Source organism: Pseudomonas khorasanensis (assembly GCF_014268505.2).
In the GTDB taxonomy this organism is placed as follows: Bacteria; Pseudomonadota; Gammaproteobacteria; order Pseudomonadales; family Pseudomonadaceae; genus Aquipseudomonas; species Aquipseudomonas khorasanensis.
In genome coordinates this window covers 92155-118023 of the sequence record NZ_JABWQP020000010.1, presented here as the reverse complement: position 1 = coordinate 118023, position 25869 = coordinate 92155, and the positions used below count along the sequence as shown (strand labels likewise).

22 protein-coding genes are annotated in these 25869 nt (G+C 60.5%); 4 read left to right on the top strand and 18 right to left on the bottom strand.

The features are described 5' to 3' along the window. Nucleotides 1-23: 23 nt before the first annotated feature. From HU727_RS19525 to HU727_RS19475, 11 genes are all read right to left on the bottom strand, one after another. Nucleotides 24-668 carry a methionine ABC transporter permease gene (locus HU727_RS19525; RefSeq protein ID WP_186534439.1) on the bottom strand — a complete coding sequence of 215 codons (645 nt, stop codon included), beginning with the start codon at nt 666-668 and terminating at the stop codon, nt 24-26. Beyond that, nucleotides 658-1779 (bottom strand): methionine ABC transporter ATP-binding protein, encoded by a 1122-nt coding sequence (locus HU727_RS19520; RefSeq protein WP_217847137.1) that lies wholly within the window; start codon nt 1777-1779, stop codon nt 658-660. Before HU727_RS19520 ends, HU727_RS19525 begins: the two co-directional genes overlap by 11 nt. Nucleotides 1780-1781: 2 nt before the next feature. Further along, a complete protein-coding gene (locus HU727_RS19515) occupies nt 1782-2591 on the bottom strand; it encodes a MetQ/NlpA family ABC transporter substrate-binding protein (protein WP_186533848.1) in 810 nt (269 codons plus the stop codon). Between the two features lie 74 nt (nt 2592-2665). Further along, entirely contained in the window at nt 2666-4024 is a 1359-nt protein-coding gene (locus HU727_RS19510) for an LLM class flavin-dependent oxidoreductase (RefSeq protein WP_186533847.1), read from the bottom strand. Beyond that, nucleotides 4024-5217, bottom strand: coding sequence for an SfnB family sulfur acquisition oxidoreductase (locus HU727_RS19505; RefSeq protein ID WP_186533846.1), 1194 nt, complete (start codon nt 5215-5217; stop codon nt 4024-4026). The genes HU727_RS19510 and HU727_RS19505 overlap by 1 nt, the downstream gene beginning before the upstream one ends. Before the next feature lie 36 nt (nt 5218-5253). Beyond that, nucleotides 5254-6495, bottom strand: coding sequence for an SfnB family sulfur acquisition oxidoreductase (locus tag HU727_RS19500; RefSeq protein ID WP_186533845.1), 1242 nt, complete (start codon nt 6493-6495; stop codon nt 5254-5256). A gap of 264 nt (nt 6496-6759) precedes the next feature. Continuing rightward, nucleotides 6760-7524, bottom strand: a complete 765-nt coding sequence (locus HU727_RS19495) for a hypothetical protein (protein ID WP_186533844.1) — start codon at nt 7522-7524, stop codon at nt 6760-6762. A 459-nt stretch (nt 7525-7983) separates the two neighbouring features. Then, complete coding sequence (tcyN, locus tag HU727_RS19490; protein ID WP_186533843.1) at nt 7984-8733, bottom strand: L-cystine ABC transporter ATP-binding protein TcyN; 750 nt, start codon at nt 8731-8733, stop codon at nt 7984-7986. 4 nt (nt 8734-8737) lie between these two features. Then, nucleotides 8738-9403, bottom strand: a complete 666-nt coding sequence (tcyL, locus tag HU727_RS19485; RefSeq protein ID WP_186533842.1) for a cystine ABC transporter permease — start codon at nt 9401-9403, stop codon at nt 8738-8740. Further along, on the bottom strand, nt 9403-10203 hold the full coding sequence (gene tcyJ, locus HU727_RS19480) for a cystine ABC transporter substrate-binding protein (protein WP_186533841.1): 801 nt from the start codon (nt 10201-10203) through the stop codon (nt 9403-9405). The genes tcyL and tcyJ overlap by 1 nt, the downstream gene beginning before the upstream one ends. 255 nt (nt 10204-10458) lie before the next feature. After that, complete coding sequence (locus HU727_RS19475; RefSeq protein WP_186533840.1) at nt 10459-11457, bottom strand: D-cysteine desulfhydrase; 999 nt, start codon at nt 11455-11457, stop codon at nt 10459-10461. 190 nt (nt 11458-11647) lie between these two features. On the opposite strand from HU727_RS19475, the gene epsC reads away from it, so the two are divergent. The 3 genes from epsC to mgrA all read left to right on the top strand — a co-directional run bounded on the left by epsC (nt 11648) and on the right by mgrA (nt 16182). Then, nucleotides 11648-12574: a serine O-acetyltransferase EpsC gene (epsC, locus tag HU727_RS19470; RefSeq protein WP_186533839.1), complete on the top strand. Its 927-nt coding sequence runs from the start codon at nt 11648-11650 to the stop codon at nt 12572-12574. A gap of 424 nt (nt 12575-12998) precedes the next feature. Further along, nucleotides 12999-14960 carry a choline transporter BetT gene (gene betT / locus HU727_RS19465; RefSeq protein ID WP_186533853.1) on the top strand — a complete coding sequence of 654 codons (1962 nt, stop codon included), beginning with the start codon at nt 12999-13001 and terminating at the stop codon, nt 14958-14960. A 184-nt stretch (nt 14961-15144) separates the two neighbouring features. Then, nucleotides 15145-16182: an L-glyceraldehyde 3-phosphate reductase gene (mgrA, locus tag HU727_RS19460; protein ID WP_186533838.1), complete on the top strand. Its 1038-nt coding sequence runs from the start codon at nt 15145-15147 to the stop codon at nt 16180-16182. Nucleotides 16183-16297: 115 nt separating this feature from the next. On the opposite strand, the gene tauD is transcribed toward mgrA, so the two are convergent. The 7 genes from tauD to HU727_RS19425 all read right to left on the bottom strand — a co-directional run bounded on the left by tauD (nt 16298) and on the right by HU727_RS19425 (nt 24673). Continuing rightward, entirely contained in the window at nt 16298-17140 is an 843-nt protein-coding gene (gene tauD / locus HU727_RS19455; RefSeq protein WP_186533837.1) for a taurine dioxygenase, read from the bottom strand. Nucleotides 17141-17284: 144 nt separating this feature from the next. Next, on the bottom strand, nt 17285-18118 hold the full coding sequence (gene tauC / locus HU727_RS19450; RefSeq protein WP_186533836.1) for a taurine ABC transporter permease TauC: 834 nt from the start codon (nt 18116-18118) through the stop codon (nt 17285-17287). After that, nucleotides 18115-18909, bottom strand: a complete 795-nt coding sequence (gene tauB / locus HU727_RS19445) for a taurine ABC transporter ATP-binding subunit (RefSeq protein ID WP_186533835.1) — start codon at nt 18907-18909, stop codon at nt 18115-18117. Before tauB ends, tauC begins: the two co-directional genes overlap by 4 nt. A gap of 16 nt (nt 18910-18925) precedes the next feature. Further along, nucleotides 18926-19903: a taurine ABC transporter substrate-binding protein gene (tauA, locus tag HU727_RS19440; protein ID WP_186533834.1), complete on the bottom strand. Its 978-nt coding sequence runs from the start codon at nt 19901-19903 to the stop codon at nt 18926-18928. 210 nt (nt 19904-20113) lie between these two features. Next, a complete protein-coding gene (gene gshA, locus HU727_RS19435) occupies nt 20114-21697 on the bottom strand; it encodes a glutamate--cysteine ligase (RefSeq protein WP_186533833.1) in 1584 nt (527 codons plus the stop codon). A gap of 268 nt (nt 21698-21965) precedes the next feature. Beyond that, nucleotides 21966-22349, bottom strand: coding sequence for a PaaI family thioesterase (locus HU727_RS19430; protein WP_186533832.1), 384 nt, complete (start codon nt 22347-22349; stop codon nt 21966-21968). After that, nucleotides 22349-24673 (bottom strand): Tex family protein, encoded by a 2325-nt coding sequence (locus HU727_RS19425; RefSeq protein ID WP_186533831.1) that lies wholly within the window; start codon nt 24671-24673, stop codon nt 22349-22351. The genes HU727_RS19430 and HU727_RS19425 overlap by 1 nt, the downstream gene beginning before the upstream one ends. A 357-nt stretch (nt 24674-25030) precedes the next feature. On the opposite strand from HU727_RS19425, the gene ompR reads away from it, so the two are divergent. After that, complete coding sequence (ompR, locus tag HU727_RS19420) at nt 25031-25771, top strand: osmolarity response regulator transcription factor OmpR (protein WP_039756430.1); 741 nt, start codon at nt 25031-25033, stop codon at nt 25769-25771. The last annotated feature ends 98 nt before the right edge of the window (nt 25772-25869 follow it).

Genomic DNA, 25869 nt, shown 5'->3' with positions numbered 1-25869 from the left:
ATGGCTACCTGCCGCTATTGAACTTAGCGTTTATTCAGCCCTCGCGCCAGCCTGTCCCCACCCAATTGAATGACTGCGACCAATGCCACCAGCAAGACGATGACCGTCAACATGATCTGGCTGTCGAAGCGCTGATAGCCATAGCGATAAGCGATATCCCCCAACCCGCCAGCGCCGATCGCGCCGGCCATCGCTGAAGAGTTGATCATTGTCACCAGTGTGATCGTGAACCCGCCGACAATCCCCGGCAGCGCTTCGGGCAACAGTACGTGCCAGACGATGTGCCAGCGTCGGCAACCCATCGCTTGTGCGGCTTCAATCAAGCCATGGTCGACCTCGCGCAAACTGACTTCGGCGATCCGCGCGAAGAACGGCGTCGCTGCAATCGTCAGCGGCACAACGGCAGCCCAGACGCCGTAAGTGGTGCCGACAATCAGACGGGTAAACGGAATCAGCGCGACCATCAGAATCAGGAACGGGATCGAGCGGAACAGATTGACGAATGCGCCTAGCGCACGGTTCAGCACCGGCGCCTGGTAGATTCCGCCCCTGTCACTGGTGACCAGAATCACCGCCATGGGAATGCCCACCAACAGCGCGATCAGCGACGACACGCCGACCATCAGAAACGTGTCGATAAAACCCTGCAGCAAGCGATCAAACCACATAACCCAGCACCTCCACTCGTTGCGCCCACTGCCCGGCGCGTTCACCCAATTGTTCGGCGCTGGACGGCGAACCGTTCACGGCCAGAATCAACTGGCCAAGCGCATGGCCCTGAATCCGTTCCACACCACCCTGGAGCAATTTCACCCGGCCACCGAGTGCGGCGAACAACGCGGCCAGATCCGGTTCATCGCTGGCGCTGCCGGTGAACTGCAAGCGCAGCACCACTGCCGCGTCGTGGGCGGGTTTGTGCGCGTGCAGGCGACTCTGCAATTCTTCGGGCAGCGCATGTTGCAGCGGCGCGAGCAGCGTCTGGCTGACCTCATGCTGCGGGTTGCCGAATACCTCCCACACCGGGCCTTGCTCGACGATGCGACCCTGCTCCAGCACGACCACGCGATCACAGATTTCACGGATCACCGCCATCTCATGAGTGATCAGAACAATGGTCAGGCCCAGACGTTTATTGATTTCGCGCAGCAGACCGAGGATCGACTGCGTGGTCTCCGGATCGAGTGCCGAGGTGGCCTCATCACAAAGAAGGATATCCGGGTCATGCACCAGCGACCGGGCAATGCCGACACGTTGTTTCTGCCCGCCGGAAAGCTGCGCCGGATAGGCTTTGTGTTTGCCTTGCAGGCCGACCAGCTCAAGCAATTCGCGAACCTTTTTCTCGCGCTGTTCCTTCGGCACGCCGGCGACTTTCAACGGCAGTTCGACGTTTTGCCAGACGGTTTTGGCCGACATCAGATTGAAGTGCTGGAAGATCATGCCGACGCGCCGGCGCAGGGCGACGAGGCGGTCTTCATCGAACTCGCCGATATCAACCTGATCGATCAACACGCGTCCCGATGTCGGCTGCTCCAGGCGATTGATCGTGCGGATCAAAGACGATTTGCCGGCGCCGCTGCGGCCGATGATGCCGAACACTTCGCCGTGCTGGATTGCCAGGTCGATGCCTTGTAGGGCGGCGACCGGTCCTTGGCGGCCCTCGTAGGTCTTGCCCAGGCCGATGAAGCGCACGTGAGCGCGGTTCAAATCTGGGTGCAGTTCGCTGCGCTCTGCGCGGTGAGGCTCTGGAATCTCCAGTCGCCGTTGGATCGCGGCCGTCATGCTCAGCTTTCCCATCCGGCCTGGTATAGCTTGCCGTGGGCCTTGTCCAGCGCCGCGCGAACGGCGGGTGAATGTTGATAGATGTCGACGAATTTGATCAGGCGCGGGTCGGTTTTGCTCTTCGGCTGGATGACAAACTGAATCACGTATTCCTTGTGGTCGAGACCGTCGAAGAGCAGCGCCGAGCCGGCATCGAAGGTCTTCGCTAGGCGAATGTAGGCCGGATATCCCTGAACCAGATCGGCATCGTCATAGGCGCGTACAAGCTGCACGGCCTCGACCTGAAGGATTTTGATCTTCTTCGGATTGGCGACGATATCGTCTTCGGTGGCCTTGTAGCCGACGCCCGGTTTCAGCGTGATCAAACCGGCCTTGGCCAGCAGTTGCAGACCGCGACCGCTGTTGATCGGGTCGTTGGCGATGGCAACGCTGGCGCCTTCCGGCAACTCGTCGAAGCTTTTGTATTTCTTCGAATAGAGGCCGACGTTGTTGATGATCCCCGGTGCGAACGGCACCAAGTCAAAACCGGAGGCGGCCTTGGCGTTCTCCAGGAAAGGAATGTGCTGGAAATAGTTCACGTCGATATCGCCTGCGGCGAGGCTGACGTTGGGTGCGATCCAGTCGGTGAACTCCACCAGCTCGACTTTCAGGCCTTGCTTGCCAGCCTCTTCGACAGCGGCTTCCAGCGGAATGGCGAACGCCGCGGTGGTGCCGATTTTCAGCGGCGCCTCGGCGGCAAACACCGCCGTGCTGAACAGACCGAAGGCCAGGGCCAGTGCTTTGACTGGGTGGGACAAGTATTTTTGGGTCATGGTGTTTTTTCCAGTCAATTGTCAGGATTCACTGATCGTTCCTACGCTCTGCGTGGGAACGATCAGTGCAGGGCTCAGTGGCGATAGTGGGATCCGGTGTGTTGCTCCGGTAGATGCGCTTCGCGGTGAAACAGCTTTTCGCGCAGGGTTCCGCTGTCATACGCGGTCTTGTACGACCCGCGCCGCTGCAGTTCCGGAATCACCAGCTCAATGAAATCGACGTAGCTTTCCGGGGTGACGATGCGGGTCAGATTGAAGCCGTCGAGTCCGGTCTCGGCGATCCACGACTCCAGTTCGTCGGCCACTTGCTGCGGCGAGCCAACCAGGGTGATGTAGCGACCGCCGAGGGCGTGCTGGTCGAGCAATTTGCGCCGCGTCCAGTCGTTGTTCTGCAGATTTTTGGTGGCCGATTGAATGGCGTTGCTCTTCACGTACTGGATCGGTTCGTCGATCTCGTATTGGGCAAAATCGATCCCGGTGGATGCGGAAAAATGTGCCACGCCGGCTTCGGCGCTGGCATGGCTCAAGTACTCGGCATGCTTGGCCCACGCCGCGTCTTCAGTGGCGCCGACGATCACGTTGAGGCCCATGAACACTTTGATGTCCTCGGGACTGCGGCCGGCCTCGACAGCGCTGGCGCGGACCTTGTCGACCTGTATTTTGGTCGACGGTTTGTTCTGGCCGCTGATGAACACGCACTCGGCGTGCCGCCCGGCAAACAGCAAGCCGCGATCGGAGCTGCCGGCCTGAAACAGTACTGGCGTACGCTGCGGCGAGGGCTCGCAGAGGTGGTAACCCTCGACTTGATAGAACTCACCCTTGTGCTCGACCTTGTGGACTTTGTCCGGTCGAGCGTAGATCCGCTGTTCGCGGTCGTTGAGCACTGCGTCGTTTTCCCAACTGCCTTCCCACAGTTTGTAGAGCACTTGCAGATACTCATCGGCCTGATCGTAGCGACGGTCATGCTCGACTTGCTCCCTGAGGCCCATGGCTTTGGCGGCGCTGTCGAGATAGCCAGTGACGATGTTCCAGCCGACCCGACCACGACTCAAATGATCGAGAGTCGAGAGGCGACGGGCGAACAGATACGGCGGTTCGTAAGTGAGATTGGCAGTGAGGCCGAAACCGAGATTTTTGGTGACGGCCGCCATCGCCGATACCAGCAACAGCGGATCGTTGACCGGTAGCTGAATCGACTCTTTCAGCGTCACGTCCACGGAGTTCTGGTAAACGTCGTACACGCCGACGATGTCGGCGATGAATAAGCCGTCAAACAGTCCGCGCTCCAGCAATTGCGCCAGCTCCGTCCAGTATTCAATCGTGTTGTACCGGGTTGAGGTGTCGCGCGGATGCGTCCACAAACCATGATTGATATGGCCGATGCAGTTCATGTTGAACGCGTTGAGCAGGATCTTCTTTTTCACAGCGCCCATCAGATCGTCCCTCGCAGTGGAGGGTTTTCGTCGTTGAGGTAGTAGTTGCCCACTGCGTGATATTTCCAGCGTACCGGGTCGTGCAATGTGTGCACGCGGGCGTTGCGCCAGTGGCGGTCGAGGCCGTGCTCGCTCAGGGTGGCCTGGCTGCCGGCGAGCTCGAACAGTGTGCTGCCGGCGGCCAGTGAGATCTCGGTGCTGATCGCCCGCGCTTCGGCGACGGCGATTGACGCGGCGGCGACGGTTTCTGCGTGGGTCTCGGCCTGGGCCTTGTCGAGAAATTCCCCTGCGCGCTCCAGCAACGCTTCGGTGGCATGCAGGCGAATGCTCAAGTGGCCGAAGCTCTTCAGCGTCAGCGGATCTTCGGTGGCGTTGTCATTGCCGGAGTCGATCCACGGGCGTGTCTTGCTGCGCACGAAGTGCAGCGCATCTTCGTAGGCGGCGCGGGCGATGCCGGTGTCGATGGCAGCGTGAAGGATTTGCGCCAACGGGCCGACCGTCGTCGGACGCTCGAACGCGCTCTGGAACGGAACTATGTCTTCGGCATCAACGTAGACGTCTTCGAATAGAACCGACCCGCTACCAGTGGTGCGCTGGCCGAAGCCGCTCCAGTCATCGATTACGGTCAGGCCCTTACTGTCGCGCGGGACAAAAGCCAGTTGCTGTACGCCGTTTTCATCGACAACGGACGTCGGGATGCGCTGCGCGTAAATCGCACCGGTCGCGTAGAACTTGCGCCCGTTGATGCGATAGCCCGCGCCATCGCGCTTGAGGCTGGTCACACGGTCGTGTGCGGTTTTCGTACCCAGCTCCGCCAGGGCATTGCCGAAGCGCTGGCCGGCAAGGACTTCTGCATACAGCCGTTGTTTCTGCTCGTGACTGCCGTTCACACGGAGTACTTCCAGCGCATAAAAATGGTTCTGCGGAATCTGCCCGAGCGAGCCGTCGGCCTGCGCGATCAGTGCGATGACTTTGGCCAGGGTGACGTTGGATACGCCAGCGCCGCCGTACTCCTTCGGCACGCTGATGCCCCACAGGCCGGAGCGGGAAAACACTTCAAGCTCCGGCAATGGCAGGCGGCGTTCGCGGTCGCGCAGGGCGCTGTCGCGTTTGAAATCTTCTGCCAGATCACTGGCGACAATAAGGGCTTGCTCATCGCTGGTGATGACCGCGACGGGATGTGAAAGCGTCATGTTTTTCTCCACTGCTCTTGAGAAAGTGTGCGGTCGTCAGATCCAGGAATGGCGAGCCGGTACAGTGCCGTTGAGGCGATAGGCGCCGACTGCGTGATATTTCCAGCGCACCGGGTCGTGCAGGGTGTGCACGCGAGCGTTGCGCCAATGACGGTCGAGGTTGAATTCGGCGAGGGTGGCGCGGCTGCCGGCCAGTTCGAAAAGCTTTTCGCTGGCCTGCAGCGAGATTTCGGTGGTCAGCACTTTTGCTTCGGCCACGGCGATCGAAGCGCGAGCGGCAGACTCGACGGTGAGCGGCGCCGCGTGAACCTGATCGAGCACGCGCCCGGCCTTGCGCAACAGCGCTTCGGCGGCGTGCAGTTCGATTTTCAGTTTGCCGATGTCAGCGATCACGTAGAGGTCATCGCTGGCACGATCGACCTTGGCATCAATCCACGGTCGGGCGCGGGTTTTGACGAAGTCGATGGCATCGTCGATGGCGCCTCGGGCGATCCCGGCATCGATCGCCGCTTGGATCAGTTGCGACACCGCGCCTTGGGTGTTCGGGGTCTCGTTGATCTTCCAGTTGTCGACCACCAGCGCCGCTTCGACCCGCACGTTGTTCAGCACAATCGTGCCGCTGGCGGTGGTGCGCTGGCCGAAGCCCGACCAGTCATCAACGATGCGCAAACCCGGTGTGCCGCGACGGACGAAGGCCAGCACTTGCTTGCCGTCATCGTTGAGCGCTTTCACCGCTACCCAGTGCGCGAACAGCGCCCCGGTGGAGTAAAACTTCTGGCCGTTGATCACGTAATCATCGCCGTCGGCGGTGATCCGCGCTTTCAATTCGAGTGTATTTTTGGTGCCGCGCTCCGGGCCGGCATTGCCGATGCGCCAGCCTTCCAGAACGCTCTGGAACAGCTGTTTTTTCTGCGCGTCTGTAGCACTGCCGAGCACCAGATTGATGATGCCGAACTGGTTCTGCGGGATCTGCCCCAACGCCGGGTCGGCGGCGGAGATGATTGCGAACACTTCAGCCAGGGTGACGAACGAAACCTGCGGGCCGCCGTATTCGCGCGGGATGGCAATGCTGCCAAGGCCGCTGCGGGTGAACTGTTCGATTTCCGACCACGGCAATTTGCGCTGGCGGTCCCGTTTGGCCGCCTGCACACGGGCGACCTGCGCCAGCTCGTGAGCAGCCTTGATGGCTTGAGCGTCGTTGCGCAGTACTTGCGCGGGCAGCAACAGCGGGGCGATGTCCAGATTAGACTGGACGTTTGCATCGGCCAGACTGGACATCAGTGCCACTCCCTGGCTGCACGCAATGCCCTGGCGATCTGCACTGGGGTGATTGTGTTCCGGACCATACCTACCTCACATCTCATGAAATGCGCCGCGAAGTGCGACGAATGAAAAGAATGTCCGGTGGTCCGGTGCATATACCCTAAGCGTGTATAAAAATTAAATAAACTAACTTTTAGGAATATGTATAGAAGGGGTCGTGGCGGTACGGGTGATGACGTTTCAGGTGAGAGGGCGACTCCTTTCACCTCTGGACAGGCCTTACTTCATACGTAGTGCGGCGGCCTTGAATTTCGGCCTCAACGGGACTTTCACATAGGGATTTACGCAACCAATCTTCAACGTGCGAGGCGGCGCCCAGCGCGAATTGTTGCCGACCCGATCGAGGATGCAGTACGTCACGTCCAGCCGCAGGTCTTCGCCCGCTTCGATGATGATCGCCGGTGGTACCCAGACCTGGATCGGCAGACCGACATCGGCCGCCGTGACCGGCGCCAGGTCCATGCGCACATCGCCCCAGCGCAGGGTGATGGCGTCATCCTCGGCCATGTTCAGGTAAGGCTCGATGGTCAGCGGCACGCCGCGTTTGATCTGGCTGGGGTTTACGCCTTGACGGCGAATAGCTTCGGGGATGATGACCGGCGCCAGTTGCTGGTTTTCGTCTTCGCACTGCCCAGTGGACTGCCCTCCGGGGCAATCGAGTTTGACTTGCACGCGCGTGGCTGCCGACAGTGCCGGGCCTTGGCCGATCTGCATCACCCGGTAGTGAATGCGCACGACGCCGTTGGCAATGAAACTCTCCGGCACCCGCAGGCTGACCGGCCCGCCCACCTCGGCGGCGCTCAGGACTTTTGAAGCGACATAGCATTTGTTCCAGAACAATTCGATCAGGTCGCCATCGTCCATGCCGGGATAGGGCGGTACTTCGATGAGCAGGTGGGCTGCGGCTGCCTGGTTGATGCCGGTGTCTTGTGCGGATGCCAGCGTTGGTACTGCAAGTTCGGGGGTGTGCGAAGTGCGGGTCATCGGGTTCTCTCCTTGAAGTCTTGCAGCGAAGTCCGTTTCTGGAAAACAAATAGGCGCGCATCAACTGGCAATAAAAGCGACAGACTTACGGTCAGCATAAGTGCGGGTTTATTGAACTAAGTGGCGCCGGGTGCCGACTAGATAAAAGTCTGTGGGGAGGGGTGTCAATAGTGGGGCTTAGTTAATCGAGGAATTACAAGTTAATCAGAAAGCTCCTACACCATCGAGGCATCATGCCTAGGCGTAATGGCGAAACCAGCTACAGATAATCGGCACTTCTGCGCTTTTTTCTTCGGATTAATTCACTGGCAAATGTATGGAAATATGGCGGCGCATGGATGAGTGCGACCGTTGCACAATGTTTGTCTGTGCGCGCCTGGAATAATTTAATAAATATTAGTGAGGGTAAGGGGCGTAACTTCCGTCCATGGAAGTTGACGGGTATTACGTGTGAAGTTCTCAGGCGTGATTCAGAAACTTGCTGAGAAATTGTTGGGTGCGTTCTTCTTTCGGGTTGGCAAACAATGCCTTGGCTTCGCCCTGTTCGACAATGACGCCTTTGTCGAAAAACACCACACGATTGGCCACATCACGGGCGAATCCCATCTCGTGGGTGACAATCACCATGGTGCGATTTTCTTCGGCAAGGCCACGAATGGTCGCCAAAACCTCGCCGACCAGTTCCGGGTCGAGCGCCGAGGTTGGTTCGTCGAAGAGAATCACTTCCGGCTCCATCGCCAGCGCCCGGGCAATCGCCACACGCTGCTGTTGGCCACCGGAGAGACGACGCGGATAGGCGTCCTCCTTGCCCGCAAGACCCACCTTGGTCAGCAGCTTTTTACCCAAGGCAACCGCTTGGTCGCGCGGCATCTTCTTGACCACGATCGGCCCTTCGATGACGTTTTCCAGGGCGGTGCGATGCGGGAACAGGTTGAAGTTCTGGAACACGAAGCCGACGTGCTGGCGCAGGTTGCGCACCAGGCTCTGCTGCTGGTTCAAAGGGCGGCGGGTATCGATTTCTATATTGCCGACCTTGATCCGGCCGCTGGTGGGTTCTTCAAGGAAGTTCAGGCAGCGCAAAAACGTGGTCTTTCCCGAGCCGCTGGGGCCAATGATCGCCACCACCTCGCCTTCCTTTACCTCAAGATCAATGCCGTTGAGCACGACTTGACCCTTGAATTGCTTGGTCAGTTTTTCGACGACAATCATCGGGTCAGGACTCCTGGTCATGCCGATTGACCCGCTCTTCCAACTTGTTCTGCAGGTGCGACAGCACCGTGGCCAGAATCCAGTAGATCAGCGCGGCGGCAAGGTACATGGTGAAGACTTCGAAAGTCCGGGCGGTAATCAGCTGCGCCTGACGGAACAGTTCCGGCACCTGAATGGTGGCGGCCAGCGCCGTGTCCTTGACCAGCGAAATGAAGCTGTTGCCCAGCGGCGGCAATGCCGTGCGCATCGCTTGCGGCAGGATGGCCCGGCGCAGGGTCTGCGCGCGGGTCATGCCGATACTGGCGGCGGCTTCCCACTGACCGCGTTCGATCGAACCGATCGCGGCACGGAGGATTTCACAGGCGTAGGCGGCCATGTTCAGCGAGAAGCCGATCAGCGCCGCTGGCAGCGGATCAAGCTCTATCCCCAGTTGCGGCAGGCCGTAATAGATCACGAACAGCTGCACCAGCAACGGCGTTCCGCGAAAGAACGAGACGTAGATGCGTGCCAGCCAACTGACCGATTTGAATCGCGACAGACGCATCAGCGCCAGGCCGAAGCCCAGCAGCAGACCGAAGAACATACCGCCGAGGCTGAGGACTACCGTGTAGTACGCGCCCTTCAACAGGAAGGGCGCAGAATCCAGCGCGAGTTGGAAAGCCTCTTCCATTATTTAGTGACGTCTGCGTTGAAGTACTTCTTCGACAGCTTCTCAAGGGTGCCGTCGGCGCGCAGCTCGTCGAGAGCCTTGTTCACCGCAGCCAGCAATTCAGGCTCGCCTTTGCGCAGGGCAATACCGGATTCCTGACGGGAGAACGCTTCACCGGCGGCCACGGTTTTCGGGGCTTTCTGGGCGTATTCAAGTGCCGCCAGACGGTCAATCAGGATGGCGTCGATGCGGCCGTTGTTGAGGTCGGCGAACTTGGTCGGATCATCGTCGTAAGTGCGCACGTCGGCACCCGGCACGTTGGCGCGGACCCATTGCTCGTAGTTGGTACCCAGGCCTACACCGACTTTCTTCCCGGACAGGTCAGCGGCGGTCTTGATGTTCAGCTCGGCGGCTTTCTTGGTCAGCACCAGCGCCTGAATACCGGAAACGGTGTATGGCTGGGAGAAGTCGTACTTCTTCTTGCGCTCGTCGGAGATGGTCACCTGGTTGACCACCAGGTCCAGACGCTTGGATTCCAGCGCGGCGAGAATGCCGTCCCACTTGGTTGGCTGGATCTTGGCCTTGACGCCGAGTTTTTTCGCCAGCGCTTCGGAGAGCTCGACTTCGAAACCGGACAGCTTGCCGTTCTCGTCGACAAAGCTGAACGGTGGATAAGTGCCTTCCAGGCCGACGTTGAGAACGCCTTTGTCCTTGATGTGTTGCAGCTGCTCACCGGCCACTGCCTGACCGATCAGGCCGGCGCTCAGCGCCAGGCCCAGCGAACCGACCAGCAGAGTGCGACGTAGTGCGGAAAAATTCATGACAAGCCCCTGTGTTTTCTTATGGAAGACGCTTAAGGAATGTAGGCAAATTGGTGATTTGGACGACAGCGCTATCCTGCCTTAAAGCAGCGTATGCGTCTCGCCCGAAATTCGCCTGCGGCGTGACTATATGACTTCATGTTTAGACTTGAAAATACTTGATAACCAAAGAGATATATCGAATTCGTATATGGCGCAATTCCATGGTGGCGAGGGAACAAGCTCCCTCGCCACAGATACTGTTGCGGCCAGGGATCAGTTGGCCAGCGAATCCCTGTAGGCAAACAAAGCCAGCGCCCCACCGGTATGCAGGAAGATGATCGGACCTTCATCAAAACGCTGCCGGCCAATACCGTCCAGTAACCCGGCCATGGCCTTGCCGGTGTACACCGGGTCAAGTAACAGACCTTCCTGACCCGCCAGCAGTTTCACCGCCGCCAGCGTTCCGGCATTCGGTTCGCCATAGCGCGGGCCGAAATATTCGTCCCATAACTCGACGTTGAAGCTGGTCGGCAGCTCGACGCCCAGCAGCTCTGCGGTGCGTTCGGCCAAGCCTTGTACCTTCGGACGCTGGTCTTCGTCGCTGCGCGAAACCGTCACGCCGATCACCTGCAGTTGCGGCAGCGCTTCGCTCAAGGCCAGGGCCAGTCCGCTGTGTGTGCCGGCACTGCCGGAGGCCAGAACCACAGCGGCGAAGTCGAGCCCGGTTTGCTTGATCTGCTCGGCCAGCTCCAGCCCAGCGCGCACGTAGCCCAGCGCACCGAGGGCGTTGGAGCCGCCGATAGGCACCAGATACGGTTTTTTGCCGTTGCTGCGCAAGCGCGTGGCGAGCGCGGCGAGTTGTTCGTCGGCATTGTCGAGGTTGTCGACCAGCTCGACCCCGGTTTCGAAGAGATCCAGCAGCAGGCGATTGCCGTTGCCGGTGTAATCGCGGTTGTCAGTACCGAGCGAATTTTCCAGCAGCGCGACGCAGCCCAGACCCAACCTGGCGGCCAGCGCGGCGGTCTGACGGACGTGGTTCGACTGCAGCGCACCGGCGGTGATCAGGGTGTCGGCACCTTGGGCGAGGGCATCGGCGGCCAGGTACTCGAGTTTGCGCAGTTTGTTGCCGCCCATGGCCAGCGGCGTCAGGTCATCGCGCTTGATATACACCTCGCGGCCGAGCCAGGCGGAGAGGCGTTCGAGCTTTTCCAGCGGCGTGGGAGTGTTCAGCAGGTCGAGGCGGTGAAAGCGTTCCAGTTGTTGTTTAATCATGAGTCCGTACTGGCGGAGAAGGATGAAAGGACTATAGGCACGCACATTTGCTCGGGCAACAGCGAATCGCTTATAGCCGAATGGACTGAGGCCAGCATTATCGGTTCTTGATTCGTCTCCCGGAGCATGCCGTAAAGTAATTGCCGTTGAGGCGGCCAGACAGTCCGGCCGCCCTTGAGGAGTCTTTAACGTGAACGAGCGTTCCAGCCATTGGCAACTGCAGACCATCGTCAGCCAACTGCGCAGCGTGCGGGAGCAGTGGCGCGCACAAAACGGCCGGGCGTCCGGCGAGCAGGGCGGTCGGGAGCTGCCGTCGCGGGCGGCGATGGCGGAGATTCTCGAGGCGTTGTGCGGTGCGCTGTTTCCGATGCGTCTGGGGCCGGTGGACCTGCGCGAGGAAAGCGAAGATTTCTACGTCGGCCACACCCTTGATGTGGCCCTCAACGCCTTGCTTGCGCAGACGCGGCTGGAATTGCGCTATGTGGCCCGGCACAGCGCCCAGGACGACAGCGAAGTCGAGGCTCGGGCAATCCGCATCGTGCAGGATTTCGCCTTGGCCCTGCCGGGTCTGCGTACGTTGCTCGACACCGACGTCTTGGCGGCGTACCACGGCGATCCGGCGGCGCGCAGTGTCGATGAAGTGTTGCTCTGCTACCCCGGTATTCTGGCCGTGATTCATCATCGTCTTGCGCATCATTTATACCGCGCCGGGTTGCCGCTGCTGGCGCGAATCAGCGCGGAAATCGCCCACTCGGCCACTGGCATCGATATCCATCCGGGCGCGCAGATCGGTCGCAGTTTCTTTATCGATCACGGCACGGGTGTGGTGATTGGCGAGACGGCGATCATTGGCGAGCGTGTGCGGATTTATCAGGCGGTGACCCTGGGCGCCAAGCGCTTCCCGGCGGACGAAGACGGGCAGTTGCAGAAGGGCCATCCGCGGCATCCGATTGTCGAGGACGACGTGGTGATTTACGCCGGGGCGACGATTCTGGGGCGGATCACGATCGGCAAGGGCTCGACCATTGGCGGCAATGTCTGGCTGACGCGCAGCGTGCCGGCGGGGTGCAACCTGACGCAGGCGAATCTGCAGCATGATGATGGGACGCAGAAGTAAGGTTCAGTACATCACTTGTGGCGAGGGAGCTTGCTCCCGCTGGGTTGCGCAGCATCCCCGAATCGGCAGTGGCTGGGCGCGGGAGTCCGTCGGCCTCCAGCGGGAGCAAGCACCCTCGCCACGCAGTGGGTATTGATGAAATAGATGGCATTAAGCCAATTCTCCACTGAACGAATGCCCCGAAACCCGCGTCATACGGCTCCTTGGGCTACCTTGGGAAATCTACCGCCCAGCCCTGCGATTAGTCCTGACCACCCTAAACATGTTTAACTTGAACGTTCATTCAAGTTAAACCGGTGGTTCGCTGCCCGCTCACAACAGGAGGCTTGCCTTTGCTGAGTCCGATCATTTCAGCCATGTTTCAAACGCTCGAGGTGCACGTTTCATGAGTGCATCGTCTACCCCCGCCAGCGGTCTGGTGCGGATGAATCCGCCGGTGTTCTACTTCGCCGCGACGGTCATTCTGCTGTTTGGTCTCGTTGTCATCGCCATACCTGAACAGGCCGGTGCCTGGCTGCTTGAGGCGCAAAACTGGGCGGCCAACACGGTCGGCTGGTACTACATGCTCGCGATGACCCTGTATCTGGTCTTCGTGGTGGTCACCGCGTTATCCGGCTACGGCAAGATAAAACTCGGTGCCGACCACGACGAACCCGAATTCAGTTATCTGTCCTGGGCCGGCATGCTGTTTGCCGCCGGGATCAGCATCACGCTCTTTTTCTTCTGCGTCTCCGAACCGCTGACCCATATGCTGCAGCCGCCGCAAGGCGAGGCCGGTACGGCGGACGCCGCGCGGCAAGCGATGCAGATTCTGTTTCTGCACTGGGGCCTGCACGGCTGGGGCGTGTTTGCCTTTGTCGGCATGGCGCTCGCCTACTTCGCTTACCGCCACAATCTGCCGCTGGCCCTGCGTTCGGCGCTGTATCCGTTGATCGGCAAACGCATCAACGGCCCCATCGGTTATGCGGTGGATGGCTTCGGCATCATCGCCACGGTGTTCGGCCTCGGCGCCGACATGGGCTTTGGGGTGCTGCACCTCAACTCGGGCCTGGACTACCTGTTTGGCATCGCTCACACCCAGTGGATTCAGGTCGGCCTGATTACACTGATGATGGGTGCGGCGATCATCGTTGCGGTGTCCGGCGTCGATAAAGGCGTGCGGGTGATGTCCGACATCAACATGCTGCTGGCCTGCGCGCTGCTGCTGTTTGTGTTGTTCGCCGGCCCTACGCAGCATCTGCTCAATACCTTGATCCAGAACATCGGCGACTACCTCGGTGCGTTGCCGATGAAGAGTTTCGATCTCTATGCCTACGACAAGCCAAGCGACTGGCTCGGCGGCTGGACGGTGTTTTACTGGGCCTGGTGGATTGCATGGTCGCCATTCGTGGGCCTGTTCATTGCGCGGATTTCCCGTGGCCGCACCATCCGTGAATTCGTCTTCGGCGTGCTGTTGATCCCGCTCGGTTTTACCCTGGCGTGGATGTCGATCTTCGGCAACAGTGCCCTCGACCAGGTACTCAATCACGGTATGAGCGCGCTGGGCATGTCGGCCATCGACAACCCGTCGATGACGCTTTACCTGTTGCTGGAAACCTATCCGTGGAGCAAAACGGTGATCGCCGTGACGGTGTTCATCAGCTTCGTGTTCTTCGTGACCTCCGCCGACTCCGGCACCGTGGTGCTTTCGACGTTGTCGGCCAAGGGCGGCAACCCGGACGAAGACGGGCCGAAATGGCTGCGGGTGTTCTGGGGTGCGATGACTGCGCTGATCACCAGTGCGCTGCTGTTTTCGGGCAGCATCGATGCGCTGAAATCAGCCGTCGTGCTGACGTCGCTGCCGTTCTCGCTGATTCTTCTGTTGATGATGTGGGGCCTGCACAAGGCGTTCTACCTGGAGTCGCAAAAGCAGATCGCGCAGTTGCATTCGCTGGCACCGGTCTCCGGTTCCCGACGCGGCACGGGCGGCTGGCGCCAGCGCCTGAGTCAGGCCGTGCACTTCCCGTCGCGCGACGAGGTGTATCGCTTCATGGAAAGCACGGTGCGTCCGGCAATCGAGGAAGTGACGGCAGTCTTCGTCGAAAAAGGTCTGCACGTGGTCACCCAGCCGGATCCTGCGCATGACAACGTCAGCCTGGAAATCGGCCACGGCGAGCAGCATCCGTTCATCTATCAGGTGCAGATGCGCGGGTACTTCACACCGTCCTTCGCACGCGGCGGCATGGGCTCCAAACAGCTCAACAATCGCCGCTACTACCGCGCCGAAGTGCACCTGAGCGAGGGCAGTCAAGACTACGATCTGGTCGGTTACACCAAAGAGCAGATCATCAACGACATCCTCGACCAGTACGAACGGCACATGCAGTTCCTGCATCTGGTGCGTTGATTGGCGGATGAGCGCCGGGTCTGATCAGGATTCGGCGCTCAGCACCCATCGTGTCTGGGTCGCGTTTTTCTGTGAAACGTTTCAGCATTCTGTCGAGTCCCAGGTTTATCGGTGTTCTTCCCGGCGTATGCTGGGCGACTTGAAAGCAGTCGATACCCGTTCAAAACCGATAAGAGAGGACTCGATGACCTACACCGCTGCCGATAACCGCTATGACTCCATTCCTTACCGCCGCGTCGGCCGCAGCGGCCTGGTGCTGCCCGCGCTGTCGCTGGGCCTGTGGCACAACTTCGGCGACAGTGCGCCGATCGAGACCCAGCGCGCCTTGCTGCGCACGGCCTTCGATCTGGGCATCAACCACTTCGACCTGGCCAACAACTATGGCCCGCCGTATGGCAGCGCCGAGATCAACTTCGGTCGTTTGCTGCGCGAAGATTTCAAGCAGTATCGCGACGAGCTGATCATCTCCAGCAAGGCCGGTTGGGACATGTGGCCCGGCCCTTACGGCCAGGGCGGTGGCTCGCGCAAATATGTGCTGGCCAGCCTCGATCAGAGCCTGCAACGCCTGGGTCTGGATTATGTGGATATCTTCTATTCGCACCGTTTCGACCCGGATACCCCGCTGGAAGAAACCGCCAGCGCGCTCGCTACTGCGGTGCAGCAGGGCAAAGCGCTGTACATCGGGATTTCGTCGTATTCGGGGGTGAAAACCCGCGAGATGGCTGCGCTGCTGAAAGAGTGGAAAGTGCCGCTGCTGATCCATCAACCGGCGTACAACCTGCTCAACCGCTGGGTGGAAAAGGATCTGTTGGACACCACCGATGAGCTCGGTACCGGCGTGATCGCCTTCACGCCCCTGGCGCAAGGCCTGCTCACCGACAAATACCTCAACGGCGTTCCGGCGGATGCGCGGGTCAATCGTCCGGGCGGTGGTTCACTGCAGGCTTCGCACTTGTCCGAGGCCAACATTGCCCATGTACGTGCACTGAACGAAATCGCCAAGCGCCGTGGCCAGAGCCTCGCGCAACTGGCGCTGGCCTGGACGCTGCGCGACCCACGGGTAACCTCGGCCCTGATCGGCGCAAGCCGGCCGGAGCAGATCATCGAGAACGTCGGGGCGCTGCAGAATCTGCATTTCAGCGCTGAAGAGCTGGCGGAGATCGATCGGTTTGCTCAAGAAGGCGGGATCAATCTTTGGGAGAAGCCTTCGACGGCGGAGTAAGCCTCAAACTGCAAAAACTTTCGCGAGCAGGCTCGCTCCCACAGGGAAACGCGTACCCATGTGGGAGCGGGCTTGCCCGCGAAGGGGCCAGTTCAGACAGTGAATAAATCAGCTATCACTTGAAAAACGGCACATCCCCCAGAATCGTGGCCCGCTGCATCACCCGTCGTGCCGGGCGGTAATCGTCTACCGCGTAATGCTGCGTCACGCGGTTGTCCCAGAACGCGATGTCGTTCTTCTGCCAGCGCCAGCGAATCGTGAATTCCGGCCGCGTCGCATGTGCGAACAGAAACTTGAGAATCGCCTCGCTCTCCGTTTCCGAGAGCTCATTGATCTTCGACGTGAAGCCTTCATTGACGAACAACGAGCGCCGCCCACTGACCGGGTGTGTGCGGATTACCGGGTGCGATAACGGCGGATTCTTGCGCCGTGCCTCTTCCCACTGCGCCAGCCCCTGGGGCGTGTTGCCGTAGCGCTCCAGCGGAAACGAGCGGGTGAAATCGTGTGTTGCCGTCAATCCTTCAAGCAAACCTTTCATCGGCGCCGACAGCGCTTCATACGCGGCAATCCCGCTGGCCCACAAGGTGTCGCCGCCAGACTCCGGCAGCAACTTGGCGCTGAGCACCGCGCCCATCGCCGGGGTCGGCAGGAAGGTCACGTCGGTGTGCCAGATTGCGTTGTCGCGCACGTCGGTGACGGCGGTGTCGAGAATCAGCACTTGCGGTTGTTCCGGTACGTTCGGGTAGATCGGGTGAATGTGCAGATCACCGAAGTACGCGGCGAAGCGCGCCTGCTGTGAGGGCTCGATCGGCTGGTTGCGCAGGAACAACACTTGGTACTTGAGCAGCGCCTGCTCGATGGCATCGCGGTGCTCAAGGCTCAGCGACTGGCTGATATCGACGCCGCTGATCTGCGCGCCCAAGGCCGAGCTTAATGGGGTGATGTGGAGGCTGCTCATGGTCTTTCTCTTCAAATGCGGGCTATCGAGCTTTTCGTGGGAGCGAGCCTGCTCGCGAATGCGCAGTTTCAGGCAATGGTGCAGTGACTGATCCGACGCTTTCGCGAGCAGGCTCGCTCCCACAGGGAATTCATTCGAAATTCGTTAGTGCGCCTGGCCATGCCACGGCACGAGTTTGCGCTGCAGGGCGCGCAGGCCCATTTCCATGGTGAAGGCGATCAGGGCAATGACCAGAATCCCCAGCACCACCACATCGGTAACCAGAAACTGCGCTGCCGACTGGACCATGAAGCCCAGGCCACTGGTGGCGGCGATCAATTCAGCAGCGACCAGCGTCGACCACCCCACGCCCAGACCGATGCGCACGCCGGTGAGAATGTCCGGCAGGGCGCTCGGCAAAATCACATGGCGAATCAGTTGCGCTCGGGTCGCGCCAAGCGACTGCGCCGCGCGCAGTTTCGCTGGATCAACCGTGCGCACCCCAGTGGCGGTGGCGATGGCAATCGGGGCGAAAATGGCCAGGTAGATCAGCAGCACTTTCGACAGTTCGCCGATGCCGCACCAGATCACGATCAGCGGCAAATAAGCCAGCGGTGGAATCGGGCGGTAGAACTCGATCAGTGGATCGAGCACGCCGCGCGCGATGCGGTTGGCACCGATGGCGATGCCCACCGGCACAGCGGTGAGAATCGCGAAGCCAAGGCCCAGACCAATGCGGCTCAGGCTCGCGCCCAGGTGTTGCCACAAGGTCGAATCCATATACCCCGTGGTCGCCAGCAACCAGCCTTTTTGCAGGACGGCGGCGGGCGGGGGCAGGAACAGCGGCTCGATCATTCCGGTGGCGGTCACCGCCCACCAGATCAGCAGTAGGGCGAACAGCGTAAGCAGGCTGATCCAGCGCGTGCTCAGGCTGCGGCGCACAGGAATCACCACTGAAGAGGTTTTCATTGCCGGGGCGGAAACATCGTAACTGCTCATGCGCGCTCCTGCCGTTGCACGGCACTGCGTTGCGAGAACACCTTGCCCAGCACGTGCTCGCGGGTTTCGATAAAACGCGGGTCGGATTTGATTGTGCGGGCGGACTCACCGGCGGCATAACGCTGGCCGAAATCCAGATCCAGGCGCTCGACGATCTGCCCCGGGTTCGGCGCAAGCAGAATCAAATCAGTGGCAAGAAATACCGCTTCTTCGATGTCGTGGGTGATCAGGAAAACAGGCTTGGCCGTGCGCTGCCAGACTTGCAGCAACAGTTCCTGCATCTGCTCACGGGTGAACGCGTCGAGGGCGCCGAAAGGTTCGTCCATCAGCAGCACGCGCGGATCGGCCGCCAGCGCACGGGCCAGGCCCACGCGTTGTTTCTGACCGCCTGAAAGCTGCCAGACGCGGCGGTTTTCGAAGCCGGAAAGATCGACCAGCGCGAGCATTTCCCGGGCGCGCTGTTCGCGTTTTTCCTTGTTGACGCCAGCCAGTTCAAGACCGAACGCAACGTTTGCCAGCACATCCTGCCAAGGCAGCAGAGCGTCGTCCTGAAACACCACACCGCGCTCGGCGCTCGGGCCTTTGACGGGCACGCCGTCAAGGGTGATGCGCCCGGCGCTCGGCTCTACAAAACCGGCAATCAGGTTCAGCAGCGATGTCTTGCCGCTGCCGGACGGGCCGAGGGCGACCAGCAATTGCTGGGGCCCGAGCGTCAGGGAAATATCCGCCAGCACCGGTTCGGGGCTGCCCGGGTACTGTGCGCTGATGCGCTCCAGCTGTAGCAAGGCCATCGCATTCAACTCCCGATCAATTGGTGATGTATTTCGCGCTGACGTAAGGCGCGTAATCCGGCAGGACGGCTTCGACCTTGCCTTGCTCCTTGAGGAACGCGGCGGTGTCGGTGATGGCTTTGGTGGTCGGCGCGCCGAGGTCGCTGACCTGATCCGCCGCCAGCGGGTAAACGTTGCCCTGCAACAGCAAAGGAATGTCGCTGGCCTTGGCGCCGGACAGTTTTACAAGCTTGTCGACGTTGCTCTGGTTGGCGAGCCAGGCCTTTGGATCTTTGCGGTAGTCGGCGTAAGCGTCGAGGGTGACCTTGGCAAATGCAGTGACGATTTCCGGATGCTTCTCGGCGAAGTCCTTGCGCACGATCCACGCATCGAAGGTCGGCGCACCGAACTTGGCCAGCTCGCCGGAGGTGATCAACACCTTGCCGTTTTCCTTGGCCACGCCCAGCGCTGGATCCCAGACGTAAGTGGCGTCGATATCACCGCGTTTCCAGGCAGCGATGATCGCGGGCGGGGCGAGGTTGAGCACGGTGACTTTCGACGGGTCGATGTTCCAGTGCTTCAGGGCGGCGAGCAGGCTGTAGTGACCGGTGGACACGAACGGCACGGCGATTTTTTTGCCGATCAGATCCTGCGGCGTCTTGATGCCGGAGCCATCGCGGGCGACCAGTGCTTCGGCGGCGCCGATCTGGGTGGCGATCAGGAATGTCTGCACCGGGACTTTGCGGGTGATGGCTGCGGTGAGCGGGCTCGAACCGAGGTAGCCGATCTGCACGTCACCGGACGCGATGGCAGCGATGATGTCGGCGCCGTTGTCGAACTTGCGCCAGCTGATATCGGCCTTGGTGGCTTTTTCGTAGGCACCGTCGGCCTGGGCGACTTTCGCCGGGTCAACAGTCGTTTGGTAGGCGACAGTGAGATCGGCAGCCTGTGCCAGGAAACTTGCGGCAGCCAGGGAGGCAGCGGCAAGCAGGCGAAGCGGGAAATTCAGTTTCAATTGAGAGCTCCATATCAGGCGACCGAGCGTCGGCGTGAAAGGAGACTAAATGATCTAAGAATTCAGAAATAAATAACTTTTTAGAATGAGCTTATGAGCGGAAAAATCTAAGCGCAACGGTCATTCGCGAGCAGGCTCGCTCCCACAGGAGACCAGATTCCTATGGTGGGAGCGAGCCTGCTCGCGAAAAGGGCCGAAGGACCTTCTTTGTTAGTTACTGATCGCCAGAATACTCGCCTGATACGCGCCGACAAACACATCGAAATCGCCGACTTCGTTCTGCTCAAGCTCGGTTTGCTGCGCCAGCGACGCGCGCGCCAGTTCTTCAAACTTCGCTTGCTCGTCAGCCGCCAACGGCTCGCTGCGGAAGAACTCGGCATGGGCCTGGCTCTGGCGCAGGGAGAATTGCGCGAAGCTTTCCTTGTGCTCGGCCATGGCCGCCAGCACCTGCGCCGACGGCGTCAGGGAGGGGTCGCTGACCTTGGCCAGTTGCGCATCCAGAGCCTTGCTGTGCGCATCGCCGCCATGGCTTTGATCGAGCAATGCGGCCAGCGGAGCAATGTGCTCCAGCAACTCGGCCGCCCAGGTCTTCATGTCGACCGGCTGACCGTCGCGCTGCAGTTGCAGCCCCGGACGACGGCCTTCCTTGACCACGCTGAGGAAGTTCGACGTCGCGTTGCTGCATGAGGTGTTCGTCAACAACGGGCTGTCGTTGAGCGCGCAATACAGCAGGAACGCATCAATGAAGCGCGACTCGGTAAGGTCGATGCCCATCGGCAGGAACGGGTTGATGTCCAGGCAGCGCACTTCGACGTACTGAATGCCGCGGGCCATCAGCGCCTGGATCGGCCGCTCGCCGGTGTAGGTCACGCGTTTCGGGCGGATGTTGGAGTAGTACTCGTTTTCGATCTGCAGGATGTTGGTGTTCAGTTGAACCCATTCGCCATCCTTGTGCGTGCCCACTTCAACGTACGGTGCGTACGGCGTGGCCACGGCCTTGCGCAGGCTGTCGGTGTAGCTCGCCAGGTCGTTGTAGCAAGGCGTCAGGCCGGCCTGGGCGTTGCTCTGATAACCGAGGTCGCTCATGCGCAGGCTGGTGGCGTACGGCAGATACAGGGTGTCCGGATCGAGCTGTTCAAGTTGATGCGAACGGCCGCGCAGGAACCCGGCGTCCAGCGCGGGCGACGCACCGAACAGGTACATCAGCAGCCAGCTGTAGCGACGGAAGTTGCGGATCAGGGCGATGTACGACGACGACTGGAAATCGCGGTCGGTGCCGACAAACCCTTCGGACTCACGCAGCAGCGGCCAGAGCTTTTCCGGCAGGGAGAAGTTGTAGTGAATCCCGGCGATGCATTGCATGGTCTTGCCGTACCGCAGGGCCAGGCCTTTGCGATAGACGTACTTGAGCTGACCGATGTTCGAGCTGCCGTAGTAGGCGATCGGGATATCTTCCTCGGCCGGCAACGGGCACGGCATCGATGGACTCCACAGATACTCGTTGCCGAGTTTGCTGTAGGCAAAACGGTGAATCTTGTCCAGGCTCGCCAGCGTATCGGCCGGGTCGGGCAGGGCGGGCGTGATGAATTCCAGCAGCGACTCGGAGTAGTCGGTGGTGATCTGTTCGTTGGTCAGCGCGGAACCCAGGGCTTCGGGGTGCGGCGTTTGCGCCAGGCGACCTTCGCTGGTCACGCGCAGGCATTCACGTTCGATACCGTGCAGGCACTGCTCGAGCAGAGAGAGGTTAGCGCGCTCGCCGAGCAGAGCCAGGCGGCGGTTGAGAAGTTCGCTCAATTTGGATTCCTTCACGCGTCAGTCGCCCCAATATGGGGGTGGGCAAGACGGTCTACAAGGGTGAAGTTGAAACTGGCGTTATCGCCTGGTTTGTAGCGGCAGGCCATGTGCCGGTCAGTCAGGAACTGCACAATCCCTGTGGGAGCGAGCCTGCTCGCGAAGAGGGTTTTGCAGCCAACATCATCGTGACTGACACACCACGTTCGCGAGCAGGCTCGCTCCCACAGGACTCGTTGCGCCGAAATTAACTCAAAATGCCGAACAACATCTACAGGACAGCGAACGTGCCTTGCGCTTTCGCGACCAGCTTGTCGCCCTGGGTCACGTCCGCTTCGACTACCAGCGTGCGCCGGCCCGGGTGGATCACCCGCGCCGTGCACAGCACCTCGCCCTCGGAAACGGCGCGAATGTAGTTGATCTTGCACTCGATGGTCGCGCTCTGCTGATCGAAACCATGGCTGCTGGAACAAGCCAGCCCCATGGCGATGTCGACCAGGCTGAACAGCGCGCCACCGTGCAACTTGCCGCCGCGGTTGCGCAATTCGGGTTCCAGCGCCAGGGCGACTTGCGCCACCCCGGTTTCGAGGCTGTGCAGGCGACAGCCCAACAGCTTGAAAAACGCGCTCTCGACGAGCCCGGACGGCAAGTCCATCAGCGTTTCTTCAACTGCTTGGCATTGGCGAACAGCGACGCCATCGCGTTATTCACTGGCGCAGCGGTAGCGGTTTCCTTGCGTGGCGCATTGTTCGAAGGCTGGCGTTGCGCCGAGCCCGGACGCGAGCCACGGGCGCCATCAATCTTCTCGCCCGGGGTGTCGCCCATGCGCATCGACAGGCCCACGCGTTTACGCGGAATGTCGACTTCCATGACCTTCACTTTCACCACGTCACCGGCCTTCACCGCTTCACGTGGGTCCTTGATGAACTTCTCCGACAGCGCCGAGATGTGCACCAGGCCATCCTGATGCACGCCGATGTCGACGAACGCACCGAACGCGGTCACGTTGGTCACCACGCCTTCGAGGATCATCCCCAGTTGCAGGTCCTTGAGGTCTTCGACGCCTTCCTGGAACTCGGCGGTCTTGAACTCGGGACGCGGGTCGCGGCCAGGTTTTTCCAGCTCTTGCAGGATGTCGGTAACGGTCGGCAGACCGAACGTTTCGTCAGTGAATTTCTTCGGATCCAGGCGCTTGAGGAATGCGGCATCGCCAATCAGCGAGCGGATGTCGCGGTCGGTTTCAGCGGCGATGCGTTGCACCAGCGGATAGGCTTCCGGGTGAACCGCCGACGAATCCAGCGGATTGTCGCCGTTCATCACGCGCAAGAAACCGGCAGCCTGCTCGAAGGTTTTTTCGCCCAGACGCGCGACTTTTTTCAGCGCCGCACGGGTCTTGAACGCGCCGTGCTCGTCGCGGTGGGCCACGATGTTTTGCGCCAGAGTCGCGTTGAGGCCGGAGATACGCGCCAGCAGGGCCACCGACGCGGTATTCACGTCGACGCCGACTGCGTTCACGCAGTCCTCGACCACGGCATCCAGGCCGCGCGCCAGTTTCAGCTGCGAAACGTCGTGCTGGTACTGGCCGACACCAATGGATTTCGGATCGATTTTCACCAGTTCGGCGAGCGGGTCCTGCAGGCGGCGAGCGATGGAAACTGCGCCACGGATCGACACGTCCAGATCCGGGAATTCTTTCGCGGCCAGTTCCGATGCCGAATACACCGATGCGCCGGCCTCGGAGACCATGACCTTGGTCATTTTCATGGCCGGGTATTTTTTGATCAGCTCGATGGCCAGCTTGTCGGTCTCGCGGCTGGCGGTGCCGTTGCCGATGGCGATCAGGTCCACTGAATGCTTGGCGCACAAGGCAGCCAGAACGGCGATGGTCTGATCCCATTTGTTGTGCGGTACGTGCGGATACACCGTGGCGTGATCAAGCAGCTTGCCGGTCGAATCGACCACGGCCACCTTGCAGCCGGTGCGCAGGCCCGGGTCGAGGCCCAGAGTCGCGCGCGGGCCGGCCGGGGCAGCCAGCAGCAGGTCGTGCAGGTTATGCGCGAAGACGTTGATCGCTTCTGTTTCCGCGCCGTCGCGCAGCTCACCGAGCAGGTCGGTTTCCAGATGCGTGTACAGCTTGACCTTCCACGTCCAGCGCACCACTTCGCCGAGCCATTTGTCGGCAGGGCGATTCTGGTTCTGGATGCCGAATTGCTGACCGATCATGCCCTCGCACGGGTGCATGGTGCCGGGCAGTTCGTCGCCGACTTTCAGCGCGGAACTGAGAATGCCCTCGTTGCGGCCACGGAAAATCGCCAGCGCGCGGTGCGACGGCATGCTTTTGAGCGGCTCGTCGTGTTCGAAATAGTCGCGGAACTTGGCGCCCTCTTCCTCTTTGCCGACAATGACGCGGGCACTGAGGATCGCTTCCTGTTTCAGGTAGCTGCGCAGTTTTTCCAGCAGGCTGGCGTCTTCGGCGAAGCGCTCCATGAGGATGTACTTGGCGCCTTCCAGCGCAGCCTTCACATCAGCCACGCCTTTCTCGGCGTCGACGAAGCGTGCGGCTTCGGCTTCCGGCGACAGGTTCGGGTCGTTGAACAAACCGTCGGCTAGCTCCCCGAGGCCCGCTTCCAGGGCGATCTGGCCCTTGGTGCGGCGCTTCTGCTTGTACGGCAGGTACAAGTCTTCGAGGCGAGTCTTGGTGTCGGCGAGTTTGATGTCGCGCTCAAGGGCTGGGGTGAGTTTGCCCTGCTCTTCGATGCTGGCGAGGATGCTGATGCGCCGTTCGTCGAGTTCTCGCAGGTAGCGCAGGCGTTCTTCCAGATGACGCAACTGGGTGTCATCGAGGCTGCCGGTGACTTCTTTCCGGTAACGGGCGATGAAGGGAACGGTCGAACCTTCATCGAGTAGCGCGACGGCCGCTTCGACCTGTTGTGGGCGTACGCCGAGTTCCTCGGCGATGCGGCTGTTGATGCTGTCCATAAAACCACCTGACGTAATGTGAAAGCAGGCTCTCAGGCAAGCGGATAAAGGCCTGGAGGCTGATTGAGCGGCTAGAAAATTGCCGCTGCCTGGATCAAGAGGCAGCCCATTGACCCGTGAAATCGAACGGTTACTGCACAGGGCCGGGAAAATACCGGGTACTTACGGTAACGATTCAGACGTTGCCTGGCGCAAAACGCCGCGCATTATAACCAGCGTTCTGTCATTCGGGGGCGTTGCGGCTTGTAGGCATAAACCCCGGTTTTATGGCAGTGAAGGAAAAATCTGCTAACAATGCACACGGTGCGTATAACGGCAGCTACGCCATAATGCGCGCCGAGCTAAAAGGAGCATCCAATGAGCAGCACTGCACAAACGGCTGAAGGCGAAAAAATTCTTATCGTTGATGACGACCCGGGGCTGAGCAGCCTGCTGGAGCGTTTCTTCGTCAGCAAGGGCTATCGTGCCCGTACCGTTCCAAACACCGAGCAGATGGATCGTCTGCTGGCGCGTGAAGTGTTCAACCTGGTCGTTCTCGACCTGATGCTGCCGGGCGAAGACGGCCTGACCGCTTGCCGCCGCCTGCGTGGCGCGAACAACCAGATTCCAATCATCATGCTCACCGCCAAGGGCGATGAGCTGAGCCGTATCAAGGGCCTCGAACTGGGCGCCGACGATTACCTGGCCAAGCCATTCAACCCGGACGAGCTGATGGCGCGGGTCAAAGCCGTATTGCGCCGTCAGGCTGCACCGGTACCGGGCGCGCCGGGCAGTGAGGACGAAAACGTCACCTTCGGTGATTACGTGTTGTCGCTGGCCACCCGTGAACTGAAACGCGGTGATGAAGTGCACATGCTCACTACCGGTGAGTTCGCTGTACTCAAGGCGCTGGTGATGAACGCGCGTCAGCCACTGACTCGCGACAAACTGATGAACCTGGCCCGAGGCCGCGAGTGGGATGCGTTGGAGCGTTCCATCGACGTGCAGATCTCCCGACTGCGCCGGATGATCGAACCCGATCCGTCGAAACCGCGCTACATCCAGACCGTCTGGGGCGTGGGTTACGTGTTCGTTCCGGATGGCACCGCCACCAAGTGATCGGTGATTTGTAGGAGCGGGTCTGCAAGGCGTTGGTCGATCGGCCATTGCCACAGACTCGCAATCCGCAATATGCGAGCATTGCTCGCTCCTGCAAG

What these genes read in the sequence shown, in the direction of transcription:
- tcyJ (WP_186533841.1), bottom strand. Translation starts at nt 10,203, where the DNA reads ATGAATTTTTCCGCACTACGTCGCACTCTGCTGGTCGGTTCGCTGGGC.
- HU727_RS19475 (WP_186533840.1), bottom strand. Translation starts at nt 11,457, where the DNA reads ATGATTAAACAACAACTGGAACGCTTTCACCGCCTCGACCTGCTGAAC.
- HU727_RS19520 (WP_217847137.1), bottom strand. Translation starts at nt 1,779, where the DNA reads ATGACGGCCGCGATCCAACGGCGACTGGAGATTCCAGAGCCTCACCGC.
- tauB (WP_186533835.1), bottom strand. Translation starts at nt 18,909, where the DNA reads ATGGCCTTGCTACAGCTGGAGCGCATCAGCGCACAGTACCCGGGCAGC.
- mgrA (WP_186533838.1), top strand. Translation starts at nt 15,145, where the DNA reads ATGACCTACACCGCTGCCGATAACCGCTATGACTCCATTCCTTACCGC.
- HU727_RS19425 (WP_186533831.1), bottom strand. Translation starts at nt 24,673, where the DNA reads ATGGACAGCATCAACAGCCGCATCGCCGAGGAACTCGGCGTACGCCCA.
- HU727_RS19515 (WP_186533848.1), bottom strand. Translation starts at nt 2,591, where the DNA reads ATGACCCAAAAATACTTGTCCCACCCAGTCAAAGCACTGGCCCTGGCC.
- HU727_RS19430 (WP_186533832.1), bottom strand. Translation starts at nt 22,349, where the DNA reads ATGGACTTGCCGTCCGGGCTCGTCGAGAGCGCGTTTTTCAAGCTGTTG.
- tauC (WP_186533836.1), bottom strand. Translation starts at nt 18,118, where the DNA reads ATGAGCAGTTACGATGTTTCCGCCCCGGCAATGAAAACCTCTTCAGTG.
- HU727_RS19525 (WP_186534439.1), bottom strand. Translation starts at nt 668, where the DNA reads ATGTGGTTTGATCGCTTGCTGCAGGGTTTTATCGACACGTTTCTGATG.
- HU727_RS19495 (WP_186533844.1), bottom strand. Translation starts at nt 7,524, where the DNA reads ATGACCCGCACTTCGCACACCCCCGAACTTGCAGTACCAACGCTGGCA.
- HU727_RS19510 (WP_186533847.1), bottom strand. Translation starts at nt 4,024, where the DNA reads ATGGGCGCTGTGAAAAAGAAGATCCTGCTCAACGCGTTCAACATGAAC.
- tauD (WP_186533837.1), bottom strand. Translation starts at nt 17,140, where the DNA reads ATGAGCAGCCTCCACATCACCCCATTAAGCTCGGCCTTGGGCGCGCAG.
- HU727_RS19500 (WP_186533845.1), bottom strand. Translation starts at nt 6,495, where the DNA reads ATGTCCAGTCTGGCCGATGCAAACGTCCAGTCTAATCTGGACATCGCC.
- tcyL (WP_186533842.1), bottom strand. Translation starts at nt 9,403, where the DNA reads ATGGAAGAGGCTTTCCAACTCGCGCTGGATTCTGCGCCCTTCCTGTTG.
- ompR (WP_039756430.1), top strand. Translation starts at nt 25,031, where the DNA reads ATGAGCAGCACTGCACAAACGGCTGAAGGCGAAAAAATTCTTATCGTT.
- HU727_RS19505 (WP_186533846.1), bottom strand. Translation starts at nt 5,217, where the DNA reads ATGACGCTTTCACATCCCGTCGCGGTCATCACCAGCGATGAGCAAGCC.
- betT (WP_186533853.1), top strand. Translation starts at nt 12,999, where the DNA reads ATGAATCCGCCGGTGTTCTACTTCGCCGCGACGGTCATTCTGCTGTTT.
- tcyN (WP_186533843.1), bottom strand. Translation starts at nt 8,733, where the DNA reads ATGATTGTCGTCGAAAAACTGACCAAGCAATTCAAGGGTCAAGTCGTG.